The 16,936-nt window shown below is 42.9% G+C and carries 12 protein-coding genes and 1 tRNA gene; all 13 read right to left on the bottom strand.

Features of this window, described 5'->3' with window-relative positions; translation table 11 throughout:
- Nucleotide 1 precedes the first annotated feature (1 nt).
- Nucleotides 2–1,186: an elongation factor Tu gene (gene tuf, locus L659_RS0103340; protein ID WP_024589451.1), complete on the bottom strand. Its 1,185-nt coding sequence runs from the start codon at nucleotides 1,184–1,186 to the stop codon at nucleotides 2–4.
- A gap of 62 nt (nucleotides 1,187–1,248) precedes the next feature.
- Nucleotides 1,249–3,363: an elongation factor G gene (fusA, locus tag L659_RS0103335; protein ID WP_007580132.1), complete on the bottom strand. Its 2,115-nt coding sequence runs from the start codon at nucleotides 3,361–3,363 to the stop codon at nucleotides 1,249–1,251.
- Nucleotides 3,364–3,390: 27 nt separating this feature from the next.
- Nucleotides 3,391–3,861: a 30S ribosomal protein S7 gene (gene rpsG / locus L659_RS0103330; protein ID WP_010555004.1), complete on the bottom strand. Its 471-nt coding sequence runs from the start codon at nucleotides 3,859–3,861 to the stop codon at nucleotides 3,391–3,393.
- Nucleotides 3,862–3,958: 97 nt separating this feature from the next.
- On the bottom strand, nucleotides 3,959–4,333 hold the full coding sequence (gene rpsL, locus L659_RS0103325; RefSeq protein WP_008165517.1) for a 30S ribosomal protein S12: 375 nt from the start codon (nucleotides 4,331–4,333) through the stop codon (nucleotides 3,959–3,961).
- Nucleotides 4,334–4,527: 194 nt separating this feature from the next.
- Entirely contained in the window at nucleotides 4,528–8,703 is a 4,176-nt protein-coding gene (gene rpoC / locus L659_RS0103320) for a DNA-directed RNA polymerase subunit beta' (protein WP_007580130.1), read from the bottom strand.
- 104 nt (nucleotides 8,704–8,807) lie between these two features.
- Entirely contained in the window at nucleotides 8,808–12,833 is a 4,026-nt protein-coding gene (gene rpoB / locus L659_RS0103315) for a DNA-directed RNA polymerase subunit beta (RefSeq protein WP_007580127.1), read from the bottom strand.
- A 271-nt stretch (nucleotides 12,834–13,104) separates the two neighbouring features.
- On the bottom strand, nucleotides 13,105–13,467 hold the full coding sequence (rplL, locus tag L659_RS0103310) for a 50S ribosomal protein L7/L12 (protein WP_002958882.1): 363 nt from the start codon (nucleotides 13,465–13,467) through the stop codon (nucleotides 13,105–13,107).
- A gap of 76 nt (nucleotides 13,468–13,543) precedes the next feature.
- On the bottom strand, nucleotides 13,544–14,038 hold the full coding sequence (gene rplJ, locus L659_RS0103305) for a 50S ribosomal protein L10 (RefSeq protein ID WP_002958881.1): 495 nt from the start codon (nucleotides 14,036–14,038) through the stop codon (nucleotides 13,544–13,546).
- Nucleotides 14,039–14,360: 322 nt separating this feature from the next.
- Nucleotides 14,361–15,065 carry a 50S ribosomal protein L1 gene (rplA, locus tag L659_RS0103300; protein WP_007580124.1) on the bottom strand — a complete coding sequence of 235 codons (705 nt, stop codon included), beginning with the start codon at nucleotides 15,063–15,065 and terminating at the stop codon, nucleotides 14,361–14,363.
- Between the two features lie 3 nt (nucleotides 15,066–15,068).
- On the bottom strand, nucleotides 15,069–15,497 hold the full coding sequence (gene rplK / locus L659_RS0103295; protein WP_002958879.1) for a 50S ribosomal protein L11: 429 nt from the start codon (nucleotides 15,495–15,497) through the stop codon (nucleotides 15,069–15,071).
- Between the two features lie 213 nt (nucleotides 15,498–15,710).
- The gene (nusG, locus tag L659_RS0103290) at nucleotides 15,711–16,274 is read right to left on the bottom strand and encodes a transcription termination/antitermination protein NusG (protein WP_007580122.1); all 564 of its coding nucleotides are present in this window, start codon (nucleotides 16,272–16,274) and stop codon (nucleotides 15,711–15,713) included.
- A gap of 4 nt (nucleotides 16,275–16,278) precedes the next feature.
- The gene (gene secE / locus L659_RS0103285) at nucleotides 16,279–16,656 is read right to left on the bottom strand and encodes a preprotein translocase subunit SecE (protein WP_002958877.1); all 378 of its coding nucleotides are present in this window, start codon (nucleotides 16,654–16,656) and stop codon (nucleotides 16,279–16,281) included.
- A 132-nt stretch (nucleotides 16,657–16,788) separates the two neighbouring features.
- Nucleotides 16,789–16,865 (bottom strand) — tRNA-Trp (locus L659_RS0103280).
- Nucleotides 16,866–16,936 lie beyond the last annotated feature (71 nt).

Below are 16,936 nucleotides of genomic sequence, written 5' to 3'. Positions count from 1 at the left end.
ATTACGCTACGATAGTTGCTACAACACCAGCACCTACAGTACGACCACCTTCACGGATAGCAAAACGAAGACCTTCATCCATCGCGATTGGTGCGATTAGAGTTACTGTCATCTTGATGTTATCACCAGGCATTACCATTTCTACGCCATCTGGTAACTGTACGTCACCTGTTACGTCAGTTGTACGGAAGTAGAACTGTGGACGGTAACCTTTGAAGAATGGAGTATGACGACCACCTTCATCTTTCGAAAGTACGTATACTTCTGAAGTGAATGTAGTATGTGGGTTGATTGAACCAGGCTTAGCTAGTACTTGACCACGTTCAACATCTTCACGTTTAGTACCACGTAGAAGTGCGCCGATGTTTTCGCCAGCACGACCTTCGTCTAGAAGCTTACGGAACATTTCAACACCAGTACAAGTAGAACGAGTTGTATCATTGATACCAACAATTTCTACTTCGTCATTGATGCGGATGATACCAGCTTCAACACGACCAGTTACAACAGTACCACGACCCTGGATTGAGAAAACGTCTTCGATAGGCATGATGAAAGGCTTATCAATGTCACGCTCTGGCTCTGGGATGTAAGTATCAAGTGCGTTTGCAAGCTCAACAATCTTATCTTCCCACTCTTTCTCGCCTTCTAACGCTTTAAGCGCAGAACCAGCAATTAGAGGTAAGTCATCACCTGGGAAATCGTATTCTGAAAGAAGTTCACGAACTTCCATTTCTACTAGTTCAAGTAGCTCTTCGTCATCTACCATGTCACATTTGTTCATGAACACGATGATGTAAGGAACGCCAACTTGACGAGAAAGAAGGATGTGCTCACGCGTTTGTGGCATAGGGCCATCAGTCGCAGCAACTACTAAGATCGCGCCGTCCATTTGAGCAGCACCAGTGATCATGTTTTTAACATAATCGGCGTGACCAGGACAATCTACGTGTGCGTAGTGACGTGAAGGAGTATCGTATTCAACGTGAGACGTTGAAATAGTGATACCACGTTCGCGCTCTTCAGGAGCGTTGTCGATTGATGCGAAATCTTTAGCAACACCGCCGTATACTTTTGCAAGTACGTTAGTGATTGCTGCAGTTAGTGTAGTTTTACCGTGGTCAACGTGGCCGATTGTACCAACGTTTACGTGCGGTTTTACGCGTTCAAACTTTTCTTTTGCCATCTTAAAAAATTCCTAATAAAGAAATTAAAGCCTGACTCACTATTGAGCCAGACAAGCTAAAATTATATAACAGCGCGAGCTGAAATTATTGTATCTGCAACGTTTTTAGAGGCTTCAGCGTACTTCACAAACTCCATAGAGTATGAGGCACGGCCCTGTGTTGCAGATCGTAAAGCAGTCGCATAACCAAACATTTCAGAAAGAGGAACCTGCGCATTAATTTGCTTAAGTCCACCTAATGCATCTTCCATGCCTTCGATTATGCCGCGGCGACGGTTTAAGTCGCCAACTACATCACCCATATTTGAATCAGGAGTAAGTACTTCAACCTTCATTACTGGCTCTAGTAGTACAGGGTTAGCTTTAAGCGCCCCATCTCTCATTGCCAGTGAACCTGCTATTTTAAATGCCATTTCATTCGAATCTACATCATGGAATGAACCATCATATAAAGTCGCTTTAACGCCAAGTAATGGGTAGCCTGCCAGTACACCTTGAGACATTTGCTCTTGGATACCTTTGTCTACCGCAGGGACGAACTCTTTAGGAACAGAACCACCTACGGTTTCGTTAACGAACTCGTAAATTGGTGACTCATCATCCGTAATATCCATCGGTTCAAGTTTAATCCAAACGTGACCATATTGACCACGACCACCTGACTGACGTATAAACTTCCCTTCAACCTTAACAGTTGAACGAATAGCTTCTCGGTATGAGACCTGCGGCTTACCAACGTTACATTCAACACTGAATTCACGTTTCATACGGTCGACGATGATATCTAGGTGAAGTTCACCCATGCCAGAGATTATAACCTGGCCTGATTCTTCGTCAGTTTGTACTCGAAAAGAAGGGTCTTCAGCAGCTAGTTTACCCAGCGCGATACCCATCTTATCTTGGTCAGCTATAGTGCGAGGCTCAACCGCAATAGAGATTACTGGTTCAGGGAATTCCATACGCTCAAGCGTAATAATAGAATTCGGATCACACAGTGTTTCACCTGTTGTTACGTCTTTAAGACCAATAGCTGCCGCGATGTCGCCTGCGAAAACTTCTTTGATCTCTTCACGAGAGTTTGAATGCATCTGTACGATACGGCCAAGTCGCTCACGCTTACTTTTTACTGGATTATATACCGTGTCACCCTGTTTAACAGTACCAGAGTAAACACGGAAAAAGGTCAAGGTTCCAACAAACGGGTCTGTTGCAATCTTAAAAGCGAGTGCAGCAAACGGCGCTTTATCATTAGCTGGACGTTCTTCCTCAGTACCATTTTCTAGGATACCTTGGATTTGTTTCACTTGCTCTGGTGAAGGCATATATTCAACAACGCAATCAAGCACAGCTTGAACACCTTTGTTTTTAAATGCGCTACCACAAGTAACTGGAACAATCTCATTAGCTAATGTTCGTTGGCGTAAAGCATTTTTAATTTCTGCTTCACTTAACTCTTCACCTTCTAAGTATTTATCCATTAGTTCTTCTGTTGCTTCAGCAGCGCTTTCAACTAAGTGAGAGCGCCATTCTTCAGCCAATTCCAGAAGTTCTGCCGGTATTGCCTCATAAGAGAAAGTCATACCCTGGTCCGCTTCGTTCCAGTTAATCACTTTCATTTTTATAAGATCAATAACACCTTTAAAGTCGTCCTCAGCGCCTACAGGCAACTGAATTGGAACAGGCGTTGCTCCAAGACGAGATTTCACCTGGCTAACCACAGCTAAGAAGTCAGCGCCCGTGCGATCCATTTTATTTACGAAGATCATTCTCGGAACTTCGTATTTGTTCGCTTGACGCCAAACTGTCTCAGTTTGCGGCTGTACACCAGATGAAGCACAAAGAACAACTACCGCACCATCTAATACGCGTAAAGAACGCTCTACTTCGATAGTGAAATCTACGTGTCCTGGAGTATCAATAATATTGATACGATGGGCGTCAAATTGAGCGTCCATCCCTTTCCAAAAACACGTTGTTGCAGCAGAAGTGATTGTGATTCCACGCTCTTGTTCCTGCTCCATCCAATCCATAGTTGCAGCGCCATCATGTACTTCACCGATCTTATGAGAGAGACCCGTGTAGAACAGAACACGTTCTGTTGTGGTGGTTTTGCCTGCATCTACGTGAGCAACAATACCTATATTACGATAGCGCTCAAGTGGAGTTGTACGTGCCATATGATCCTCTTAAAGGTTAAAGACAGATTACCAACGGTAATGAGCGAATGCTTTATTCGCTTCAGCCATACGGTGAACGTCTTCACGTTTCTTAACCGCAGTGCCTTTATTATCAGAAGCGTCAACGATTTCTTGAGCTAAACGTAAGCCCATAGATTTTTCGCCACGCTTACGTGCAGCGTCTACTAACCAACGCATACCTAATGCGTTACGACGAACTGGACGTACTTCAACTGGTACTTGATAAGTTGAACCACCAACACGGCGAGATTTAACTTCTACCTGTGGGCGGATGTTATCAAGTGCAGTTTCAAAGATTTCTAGGTGCGACTTGCCTGATTTCTCAGCAGCCACGTCTAGCGCACCATAAACAATTTTTTCAGCAGTAGATTTCTTGCCGTCTAACATCACGATGTTAACGAATTTAGCAAGAAGTTCCGATCCGAACTTAGGATCTGGAAGAATTTTACGTTGACCGATTACGCGTCTTCTAGGCATTTTGTATCTCCGGTTTATTCAGGTTTGCTCTTTCGAGTCAATCACCCAAAACAATAATTATATATATTTAGTGCTTGGCCTTACTAACGGAATACAATTAGCCTTTAGGGCGTTTTGTACCGTATTTAGAACGAGCTTGACGACGATCGCTAACGCCTGCACAGTCAAGTGCACCACGAACAGTGTGAAAACGCACACCTGGTAAATCTTTAACACGACCACCACGGATTAGGATTACACTATGCTCTTGAAGGTTATGACCTTCACCGCCAATGTATGAAGTTACTTCGAAACCGTTAGTTAAACGTACACGTGCTACTTTACGTAACGCCGAGTTTGGTTTCTTAGGTGTAGTTGTATATACGCGAGTACATACACCGCGCTTTTGCGGACACGCTTTTAGTGCAGCTGAGTTACTTTTCGTAACCTTGCTACGGCGTGGCTTACGCACTAGCTGGTTAATAGTTGCCATTTAAATAGCTCCTGAAATTAAAATTACTACTGAAAAAAATAAAAAATCCGCCCTTTATTTACGAGCCTGCATTAAGCACACAAGTAAATGGGTGGCGGAATTTTAATGAGCAAAGTTTAACCTGTCAACCTAAACTAACCGCAAGACAGCATATAACTGCCTTGCGATTACTTAATCTATTGATTAAGAACAGTTTATTGATTTCCAGACAAATCAGCATTTAGAGCGTCTGTAAGTGCTTGAGTTGCCTCTTCTGCACTTACTGTTTGCTCTTCTACTACTACTTTGCTTTGTTTACGGCGAGCCATACGTTCTTGATGATACGCAAAACCGGTACCGGCTGGGATCAAACGACCCACAATTACGTTTTCTTTAAGACCGCGAAGCTCATCGCTCTTACCATTCACTGCCGCATCTGTAAGAACACGTGTTGTCTCTTGGAAAGACGCTGCAGAGATGAAAGATTCTGTTGCTAGTGATGCTTTTGTGATACCCATTAACTGGATTTCAAACTTAGCTGGTATCTTACCTTGTTTTTCAAGGTCACGGTTTGCGATATTAACGCGCGCCACTTCGATTTGTTCACCGGCTAAGAAGTCAGTATCACCGCCGTGCATAATGGTACATTTACGTAACATTTGACGGATAATGGTTTCAATGTGCTTGTCATTGATCTTAACGCCTTGCAAACGGTAAACCTCTTGCACTTCGTTAACGATATAGTTAGCAACATGAGTCACACCACGTAGGCGCAAGATGTCATGCGGTGATTCAGGACCATCGGCGATAACTTCACCTTTAGACACTTGCTCACCTTCAAACACGTTAAGTTGACGCCATTTAGGAATCATCTCTTCGTAATGATCACCTTCAGCTGGAGTAATAACTAAACGTTTCTTACCTTTAGTCTCTTTACCGAAGCTAATTGTACCAGTTACTTCAGCTAATATAGCTGGTTCTTTTGGCTTACGAGCTTCAAATAAGTCGGCTACGCGTGGTAGACCACCCGTGATATCACGAGTTTTCGAACCTTCTTGCGGAATACGTGCTAACACGTCACCTGGGTTTGCTGTAACGCCGTCAATAACTTCAATCGTCGTGAATGAAGGAAGACGTGTTTCTTGCAGACCGCGCTCTTCACTTTCGATGATAAGCTTTGGTTCTTTCGTATTTACTTTAGCAAGATCTTTTACAACTACACGGGTTAAACCAGTTAGCTCATCAGTCTGTGCTTCAGTATTTGAATCATCGATATCGCTGAACGATACTTTTGATTTATGCTCAAGAACGATTGGGTGACTATGCGGGTCCCAAGTAGCAACGATATCGTTACCTAGAACTTCAGCATTGTCTTGCACTGTTAATACCGCACCGTAAGGTACTTTATAACGCTCTTTCTCACGACCATGACTATCAATGATAGTAATTTCCGTAGAACGAGAGGTAATAACAATCTTACCGTCTGTGTTTAATACATACTTAGAGTTATGAAGTTTTAATGTACCGTTAGTTTTAACTTGTACATTATTTTCTGCAGACGCTCTAGATGCCGCCCCACCGATGTGGAAGGTACGCATTGTTAACTGTGTACCCGGCTCACCGATTGACTGTGCCGCGATAACACCCACTGATTCACCAGCGTTGATGATATGACCACGTGCTAGGTCACGACCGTAACAGTTAGCACAAACACCAAAGTCATTATCACAAGTGATAACAGAACGTACACGAACTTCATCTACTGAATGCTCTTCTAAAAGATCACACAGTTTTTCGTCTAGCATGATATTGCGTTCAACAAGCACTGTATTAGTACCTGGAATCACAATATCTTCAGCAACAACACGACCTAGAACACGTTCACGAAGTGCTTCTACAACATCACCACCTTCAATAAGCGGTTTCATTGTTAAGCCATCTTCTGTGCCACAGTCATCTTCATTGATTACCAAATCTTGTGCAACGTCTACTAGACGACGCGTTAGGTAACCCGAGTTTGCTGTTTTAAGTGCTGTATCGGCAAGACCTTTACGCGCACCATGCGTTGAGATGAAGTACTGAAGTACGTTTAGACCTTCACGGAAGTTAGCTGTGATTGGAGTCTCGATGATTGAACCATCTGGACGTGCCATTAGACCACGCATACCCGCCAACTGACGAATCTGTGCAGCACTACCACGAGCACCTGAGTCGGCCATCATAAACACTGAGTTAAATGACGGTTGCTCTACTTCTTCACCTTGTGCATTGATAACTGTGTCTTTCGACAAGTTAGACATCATCTCACGTGATAAGTTTTCGTTTACACGTGACCAGATATCGATAACTTTGTTGTACTTTTCACCAGCCGTTACAAGACCTGATTGGAATTGTTGGTTGATTTCAGTAACTTCAGCTTCAGCTGATTCAATTATCTGTGCTTTAACCGGTGGGATAACTAAGTCATCAATACCGATAGAAACACCTGACTTCATTGCATAATGGAAACCGGTGTACATAACTTGGTCAGCAAAGATAACTGTATCTTTAAGACCTAGACGACGGTAACACTCATTCAATAAGCCAGAAATCTGCTTTTTACCTAGCGGCTGGTTGATTGACGCAAACGGCATGCCTTTAGGTAAAATTAGAGACAGAATCGCACGACCAACAGTTGTATCGATAACAGTAATAGTATCTTCTACTACGCCGTCTTCGTTTTTAACTGATTGGCTAATACGTACTTTCACAATTGCGTGAAGGTCTGCATTGCCACTGCGGTATGCTTTTTCTGCTTCTTTTGGATCTTTAAATATCGCGCCTTCGCCTTTAGCGTTAATGCGGTCACGAGTCATGTAATAAAGACCCAATACAACATCCTGTGAAGGAACGATGATTGGCTCACCATTCGCAGGAGATAGAATGTTGTTTGTTGACATCATCAATGCACGAGCTTCAAGCTGCGCTTCGATTGTTAACGGTACGTGTACCGCCATTTGGTCACCATCGAAATCGGCGTTGTAAGCCGCACATACTAATGGATGCAAATGAATCGCTTTACCTTCGATAAGCACAGGCTCAAACGCTTGGATACCCAAACGGTGAAGTGTTGGTGCACGGTTAAGTAATACTGGATGTTCACGAATTACTTCGTCAAGTACATCCCATACTTCCGGAACTTCACGTTCAACCATCTTCTTAGCAGCTTTGATTGTCGTAGCCATGCCGCGACGTTCTAATTTGCCATAGATGAATGGTTTGAATAGCTCTAGTGCCATCTTCTTAGGAAGACCACATTGGTGAAGCTTAAGTGTAGGACCAACTGTGATTACAGAACGGCCTGAATAATCTACACGCTTACCAAGTAAGTTCTGACGGAAACGACCTTGCTTACCCTTGATCATATCAGCAAGAGATTTAAGAGGACGTTTGTTAGAACCTGTAATTGCACGACCACGACGACCGTTATCAAGTAGCGCATCTACCGCTTCTTGTAACATACGTTTTTCGTTACGTACAATAATGTCTGGTGCTGCTAAATCTAGTAAACGCTTAAGACGGTTATTACGGTTAATAACACGACGGTAAAGGTCATTTAGATCAGATGTCGCAAAACGACCACCGTCTAATGGTACTAATGGGCGTAGATCAGGTGGCAATACTGGAAGTACTGTCATGATCATCCACTCAGGGTTATTACCTGATTGGTGGAACGATTCCATTAACTTAAGACGTTTAGTGATTTTTTTACGCTTAGTTTCAGAGTTAATTGTTGGTAACTCTTCACGCATCTCAGCAATTAATTGAGCAAGATCAAGTTCACGAAGCAAGTCTAAAACTGCTTCAGCACCCATCTTAGCTTCAAACTCATCACCGTGCTCTTCTAGTGAATCTAAGTATTCTTCTTCACCTAATAACTGACCACGCTCAAGCGTTGTCATACCAGGTTCAGTTACTACGAATGATTCGAAGTAAAGAACACGTTCAATATCACGAAGCGTCATATCTAGCATTAAGCCAATACGTGACGGTAATGATTTTAAAAACCATATATGTGCAACTGGGCTCGCAAGGTCGATATGACCCATACGATCGCGTCGCACTTTAGTGAGTGTTACTTCAACGCCACACTTTTCACAGATCACACCACGGTGTTTAAGGCGTTTATATTTACCACATAAACACTCATAATCTTTCACTGGGCCGAAAATACGGGCACAGAATAAGCCATCGCGCTCAGGCTTGAAAGTACGGTAGTTAATAGTCTCAGGTTTCTTTACTTCACCGTATGACCATGAACGAACCATGTCTGGTGAAGCAAGACCAATGCGAATTGCATCGAATTCTTCGGTCTTATTTTGTTGCTTCAGAAACTTAAGTAAGTCTTTCACCTTAGCTCTCCTGTCGGAGTTAATCTTGAGGACGGATAATCTCGTCCCTACATTCTATTCAGCCGTAACAGATGCTGCAGCGTTAACTGCAGCATCTAATTGGCTTAATTTTCTTCCAACTCGATGTTGATACCTAGTGAGCGGATTTCTTTCAACAATACGTTGAACGATTCTGGCATACCTGGTTCCATTTTATGGTTACCATCAACGATGTTTTTATACATCTTAGTACGACCGTTCACGTCATCCGATTTCACTGTTAGCATTTCTTGTAGAGTGTAAGCAGCACCATAAGCTTCAAGTGCCCATACTTCCATCTCACCAAAACGCTGGCCACCGAACTGTGCTTTACCACCCAGCGGCTGCTGAGTAACAAGGCTGTAAGAACCAGTAGAACGTGCGTGCATCTTATCGTCAACCAAGTGGTTAAGTTTAAGCATGTACATGTAACCAACAGTTACTTGACGTTCAAACTGATCGCCAGTACGGCCATCATAAAGTGTAACCTGACCACTACGAGGATAGCCCGCAAGCTCAAGCATGTCTTTGATTTCGCTTTCTTTCGCGCCATCAAATGCAGGAGTAGCTATTGGTAAACCACCTTTTAAGTTTTCAGCTAGACGACGAATTTCGTCATCAGTGAAGCTAGCAATATCTACAACTTGGCGAGATTCGCCAATTTCGTATGCTTGCTTGATGAAGTCACGTAGCTCATGAAGCTCACGTTGCTCTTTCATCATCTCTTCAATACGTTCACCGATACCACGTGCAGCAAGACCCATATGTGTTTCAAGGATCTGACCGATGTTCATACGTGATGGTACACCTAGTGGATTCAATACGATATCTACCGTACGACCTTTGTCATCGTAAGGCATATCTTCTACTGGTACGATAGTCGAGATAACACCTTTGTTACCATGACGACCCGCCATTTTATCACCCGGTTGGATACGACGTTTAACAGCTAGGTATACTTTAACAATCTTAAGTACGCCTGGTGCTAAGTCATCACCTTGGGTAATTTTACGACGTTTGTTTTCAAACTTCTTATCGTATTCAGCTTTAAGTTCATCGTACTGTGCAGCTAGTTGCTCAAGCTCAGCTTGCTTGTCTTCTTCAGCAAGGCTTTGCGTAAGTACTTTTTCAGCATTTAGAGATGCAAGTTTATCTTCATCAAAACCAGCAGCTATAAGTAGCTTACGTGCACGGTCTAAAACGCCAGCTTCTAAAATACGGAACTCTTCGTTGAAGTCTTTCTTCGCTTCGCGAAGCTGCATGTCTTCAACTTCTAACGCGCGTTTATCTTTTTCAACACCATCACGGGTGAAAACTTGCACGTCAATTACAGTACCAGTTACAGAATTTGGTACACGTAAAGAGCTGTCTTTAACGTCAGACGCTTTTTCGCCGAAGATAGCACGCAGTAGCTTCTCTTCAGGTGTAAGCTGTGTCTCGCCTTTAGGAGTCACTTTACCTACTAGGATATCGCCGCCTTTAACTTCAGCACCAATATATACAACGCCTGATTCATCAAGCTTGCCTAGCGCAGACTCACCCACATTCGGGATATCTGCAGTGATCTCTTCTGGACCTAATTTAGTATCACGGGCAACACACTGTAGTTCTTGAATATGGATAGTCGTTAGACGATCTTCTTCAACTACGCGCTCTGATAACAAGATTGAATCTTCGAAGTTATAACCGTTCCATGGCATGAATGCCACGCGAAGGTTTTGACCAAGGGCTAAGTCACCTAAGTCAGTCGAAGGACCATCTGCTAACACGTCACCACGAGTAACCGGTTCGCCAACCATACAAGTTGGTTTTTGGTTAATACATGTATTTTGGTTTGAACGTGTGTATTTGGTTAAGTTGTAGATGTCGATGCCCGCTTCACCAGGAATGCGTTCTTCTTCATGTACATTTACAACGATGCGACTTGCGTCAGCATACATTACTTCACCACCACGTTTAGCAACGATAGTTACACCAGAATCTTTCGCTAGTGTTAACTCAATACCAGTACCTACTAACGGCTTATCCGCTTTCAATGTTGGTACTGCTTGACGTTGCATGTTTGAACCCATCAATGCACGGTTAGCATCATCGTGTTCTAGGAACGGGATAAGTGCTGCCGCTACAGAGATCACCTGTTGTGGTGATACATCCATATACTGCTGGTCCATGCGACCCATAAAGGTAGATTCACCTTTGTGACGACATGGGATAAGTTCATCAACAAACTCATTGGTTTCAGTTAAGTTTGAGTTCGCCTGTGCGATAACAAACTGACCTTCTTCAATGGCTGATAAATAATCAACTTCATCAGTTACAACACCGTCTACCACTTTGCGGTAAGGTGTTTCTAAGAAACCGTAGTCATTTGTACGTGCGTACGTAGACAACGAGTTAATTAGACCGATATTTGGACCCTCAGGAGTCTCGATTGGACATACGCGACCATAGTGAGTTACGTGAACGTCACGTACTTCAAAGCCTGCGCGTTCACGAGTTAGACCGCCCGGACCTAATGCAGAGATACGACGTTTATGCGTAACTTCTGATAGTGGGTTATTTTGGTCCATAAACTGTGATAACTGAGACGAGCCGAAGAACTCTTTAACCGCTGCCGAAATAGGCTTAGCGTTAATAAGATCTTGTGGCATTATCGCGTCAAGGTCACCTAAGCTTAAACGCTCACGTACAGCACGTTCAACACGTACTAGACCAACACGGAATTGGTTCTCAGCCATTTCGCCAACACTACGTATACGACGGTTGCCTAAGTGATCGATATCATCAACATCGCCTTGACCGTTACGAATAGCAATTAATACTTTCATAACAGACACGATGTCTTCTTTGCTTAATGTGCCAGGGCCTGTGTCTGTATCGTAACCAACACGGCTATTGAACTTCATACGACCTACAGTAGATAAGTCATAACGTTCTTCAGAGAAGAACAAGTTCTGGAATAAGGCTTCAGCCGCGTCTTTCGTCGGTGGCTCGCCTGGGCGCATCATGCGGTAAATTTCTACTAGTGCTTCTAAACGGCTGCTTGCAGAGTCAATGTTTAATGTATTTGACATGTAAGCACCGCTGTCCACTTCATTGATATATAACGTATCAATTTTAGTGTAACCGGCTTTAACCAATTCAGCCATTAGCTCTAGAGTTAGCTCGTCATTTGCATTTGCAATAACTTCACCAGTTGACTCATCAACATAGTTTTTAGCTACAATACGGCCAATGATGTACTCATGTGGTACTTCTAATTGCTTAATGCCTTTCTTTTCGATGCTCTTGATGTGGCGAGCCGTAACACGACGACCGCTTTCAACAAATACTTCACCGTCTTCGCTCTTGATATCAAAAGCGGCAGTTTCACCACGTAAACGCGAAGGTACAAGTTCCATAAGAACTTTACCATTCGTTACTTCAAACGTAGTGTTATCGAAGAACATATCTAGGATTTGTTCGCTAGAATACTCTAGTGCACGTAGGATGATAGACGCCGGTAATTTACGACGACGGTCAATACGTACATATAAGTTATCTTTTGCATCAAATTCGAAGTCTAACCATGAACCACGGTAAGGTATAACGCGTGCGTTATATAATACTTTACCCGATGAATGGGTTTTACCGCGGTCGTTATCAAAGAATACACCAGGGCTACGGTGTAGCTGAGAAACGATAACACGCTCTGTACCATTGATTACAAAAGTACCGGTATCTGTCATGAGCGGAATTTCGCCCATGTAAACTTCTTGCTCTTTAATGTCTTTAACTGTGCCTGGTGCTTCTTTGTCCATAACAACAAGACGCAGTTTCACGCGAAGTGGAGCAGAATAAGTCACACCGCGAATTTGACATTCTTTTACATCGAAAACTGGCTCACCAATACGGTAACTTACGTATTGAAGCTCAGAATTTCCCGAGTAGCTTTTAATAGGGAACACAGAACGGAAGGCAGCTTCCAAACCATGATCGCCATCAGCGTCCGGCACTAAGAATTTTTTAAACGATTCTAACTGTGTAGACAGTAAAAAAGGTATATCCAAAACTTGTGGACGTTTACCAAAATCCTTACGGATACGTTTCTTTTCAGAATAAGAGTAAGCCATGGGGTTCCTCAGCTTGCTGATCTTTGACCCGACCTGTTCTTGTAAGAACAGACTTAACTGGCAGCTATGCCAAGATTTTACAACATTTAACTGTTGTTCTAATTAGATCCCACTTTAACACTAGCAAACTATAAAGCGTTGAAAGTAAAGAAAAAATCAGATTTTATTTGAGCTAAAAGAGTGCATCACTCTATAGCGCAAAAAGGCCGGTGATTAAATAATCACCAGCCCTTGCCTGATTTCTCAGGCAGCGAACTTAGCAAAAGCTAAATTACTTAACCTCAACTTCAGCACCAGCTTCAGTAAGATCTTTTGCAAGTGCTTCAGCTTCTTCTTTAGATACACCTTCTTTAACAGGTGTAGGAGCAGCTTCAACAAGAGCTTTCGCTTCTTTAAGGCCAAGGCCAGTTGCGCTACGAACAGCTTTGATTGCAGAAACCTTGTTAGCGCCAGCGCCAGTAAGGATTACGTCAAATTCTGTTTTCTCTTCAGCAGCTTCAGCAGCTGGACCAGCTACCATTGCAGCTGCAGCAGTTACGCCGAATTTTTCTTCCATTGCTTCGATAAGAGCAACAACGTCCATTACTGACATTTCAGCAATTGCGTCAAGGATTTGGTCTTTAGATACAGACATTACAAATTTCCTAATAATTAACGGACATTACGTCCAAATAAATTTTACACCGAAAGTGAGATTAAACAGCTTAAAATTAAGCAGCTTGCTCTTCTTTCTGTACACGTACTGCTTCAATTGTTTTACACAATTTGCCAGCAGACGCTTCTTTCATAGCACTCATTAAGCGTGCAACAGCTTCGTCGTATGTAGGTAATGTAGCAAGCATTGCTGCATCAACAACATTTCCTTCAAAAGCGGCCGTTTTAAGCTCGAATTTCTCATTCTTTTTCGCGAAATCTGAAAAGATACGCGCAGCAGCACCTGGGTGCTCTGATGAGAAAGCGATTAAGCTTGGACCAACAAATGAATCAGAAAGACACTCAAAATCTGTTCCTTCAAGAGCACGTTTTGCTAAAGTGTTACGGACAACTTTCATCCAAACACCATTTGCACGAGCTTCTTTACGAAGGGCAGTGATTGCGCCAACTGTTACACCACGAGAATCTGCAACAACTGCAGATAGAGCACCATTGGCTGCTTCGTTGACTTCAGCAACTATTGCTTTTTTGCCTTGAAGATTTAAAGCCATGGGTGTTACTCCTGGTTTAATGGGGATACCGATTATCGGATTCCCCTGTTCTACTCTTCCCTACCAAACAAGGTAGAGATGCTTTTTACGGCGAGAGCCAGAAGGATTAGGAAAAATCTATCTGGGGTCTACACCGTCTACGTAGGTGAATATTAAGGCCGAAGCCACCTACGGTCTTGGACGGAAGCCCAATTTATCGTTAACCCCGAAGGCTTAACGAAATTATGGACTTCAACCCGAATTCTTTACTTTGCCAATTAATAAATTAATCAACAAAATGGCGCGAAATTATAGTACAAATTTCACGCCATGTAAACACTGATTAAGCTACAGTTGTGCTTAAAGTGTTTTGGTCAACAGAAACGCCTGCGCCCATTGTTGTAGAGATAGTTACTTTCTTCAAGTAAACACCTTTAGCTTGAGAAGGTTTAGCCTTCTTAAGCGCAACAATTAGAGACTCAAGGTTTTGTTGTAATTGCTCTGCAGTGAAATCAACCTTACCAATAGTAGTATGGATGATGCCATTTTTGTCATTACGGTAACGTACTTGACCTGCTTTAGCATTTTTAACTGCTTCTGCAACGTTAGGCGTTACAGTACCAGTTTTAGGGTTTGGCATTAGACCACGTGGGCCTAAGATTTGACCTAGTTGACCAACAACACGCATAGCGTCTGGTGATGCAACAACAACGTCAAAGTTCATCTCGCCTTTTTTAACTAGTTCAGCAAGATCTTCCATGCCTACTAATTCAGCACCGGCTTCTTTTGCAGCTTCTGCATTAGCGCCTTGTGTGAATACAGCAACACGAACGTCACGACCAGTACCGTTAGGTAGTACAGTAGCACCACGAACGTTTTGATCAGATTTACGAGCATCGATACCAAGGTTAACGGCAACGTCAACACTTTCTACGAATTTAGCTGTCGCTAACTCTTTTAAAAGAGCAACTGCTTCATTGATTTCGTAATCTTTTGTTACTTCCACTTTTTCGCGGATAGTACGCATACGTTTAGTTAATTTAGCCATTTCTTAGTCCTCTACGTTCAAGCCCATCGCACGCGCAGAACCTGCGATAGTGCGAACCGCTGCGTCCATATCGGCAGCTGTAAGGTCAGTTCGTTTTGTCTCAACAATTTCTTCAAGTTGAGCACGAGTTACTGTGCCTACTTTATCAGTGTTAGGACGGCCTGAGCCTGACTTGATACCAGCAGCTTTCTTAAGTAAGTAAGCAGCAGGTGGCGTTTTCATGTCGAACGTAAATGAACGGTCACCGTAAACAGAGATCACTACAGGAACTGGAGCGCCTTTTTCGATAGACTCTGTACGTGCGTTAAACGCTTTACAGAATTCCATGATGTTTACACCGTGTTGACCTAGTGCAGGACCTACTGGAGGACTAGGATTAGCCATACCAGCGGCAACTTGTAGCTTGATTAGAGCTTCAACTTTTTTAGCCATTATAAATACCTCATTTGGTGGGTCTCAGCCTTGTGCGCGCGAGGACGCGTACTCTAACGGCTTCCCAGTTTAAAAATTGGTTTCGTACTTTTTGCACAGTAAAAATAAATTTTACCTTAATACAAAAAGGCCGCTGATTATAAGTTAATCAGCGGCCTTTTTCAAGCTTCATGCCAAAATTTAAATAAAAATTAGCGAAGCTTTTTTAATCAATTACTTATCTTGCTCAACTTGACCGAATTCAAGCTCAACTGGCGTAGAACGACCAAAAATAAGTACAGATACTTTTACGCGGCTCTTTTCGTAGTCAACTTCTTCAACTACACCACTGAAATCTGCAAATGGTCCGTCTGTAACGCGAACAACTTCACCTGGTTCAAATAATGTAGCAGGTTTAGGTGCTTCAGCATTTTCTTGAAGGCGATTAAGAATGCGTTCTGCTTCTTTAGGAGTTATTGGAGCAGGACGATCAGACGTTCCACCAATAAAGCCCATTACACGTTCAGTGCTGTTCACTAAGTGCCAGCTTGCGTCATTCATATCCATTTGTACTAATACATAACCTGGAAAGAATTTACGCTCAGATTTACGCTTTTGGCCAGCGCGCATCTCAACAACTTCTTCAGTTGGTACTAGTATCTCACCAAAGCTCGATTCAAGACCTTCGATTTTAATGTGTTCAGTTAACGTTTGAGCTACACGCTTTTCGTAACCAGAAAAGGCTTGTACTACATACCAACGTAACTTAATTTCTTTGTTCTCGTTCTCATCCGACATGGGATCAGATCTCCAATCCAGTTAAAAAGCCTACAGCGCGGAATAAAATGCCATCTAATCCCCAAAGGATAAGTGCCATAATCACTGTTGCAACCATTACAATTAATGTCGTGTGGGTAGTTTCTTGGCGCGTTGGCCAAATAACTTTGCGTACTTCAATTCGAGCTTCTTTAGCGAAAGCAAGAAAGTTACGTCCCTTAAATGTTTGCGAGGCAATTGCTAATCCGGCCGCTATTGCAACAACAACGCCGATAGCACGTAGTAGTACAGATTGATCTGCATACATGTGATTACCAACAACTGCGCCTGCAAGTAGCGCGATTGCTACTAACCACTTTACTGACTCCATCGCACTTGATGGTGTTTCTACATTCGTGCTCATAATATTATTACCTTAACTACAGACACAACAACCCTACACTACGGTAAGGTTAATCCATTAAAATCTAAACTTAAAAACAGACTTAATTTAAACCGGTTTTTAATCTCAGACTACTCAAACCACAAGTAAAACTGGCAGGGGCGGAGAGATTCGAACTCCCAACCATCGGTTTTGGAGACCGCTGTTCTACCAATTGGAACTACGCCCCTGCAAAGTGGATGCCTATTATACTTACGCAGTCCATTAACACAAGCCTAAAAGATACCCACATTGGAAAATC

Origin of the sequence: Pseudoalteromonas sp. S8-8 (assembly GCF_000497875.1) — a bacterium.
GTDB lineage: Bacteria > Pseudomonadota > Gammaproteobacteria > Enterobacterales > Alteromonadaceae > Pseudoalteromonas > Pseudoalteromonas arctica.
The sequence above is the reverse complement of the archived record's forward strand: the minus strand, read 5'-3'. Positions and strand labels throughout refer to the sequence as shown.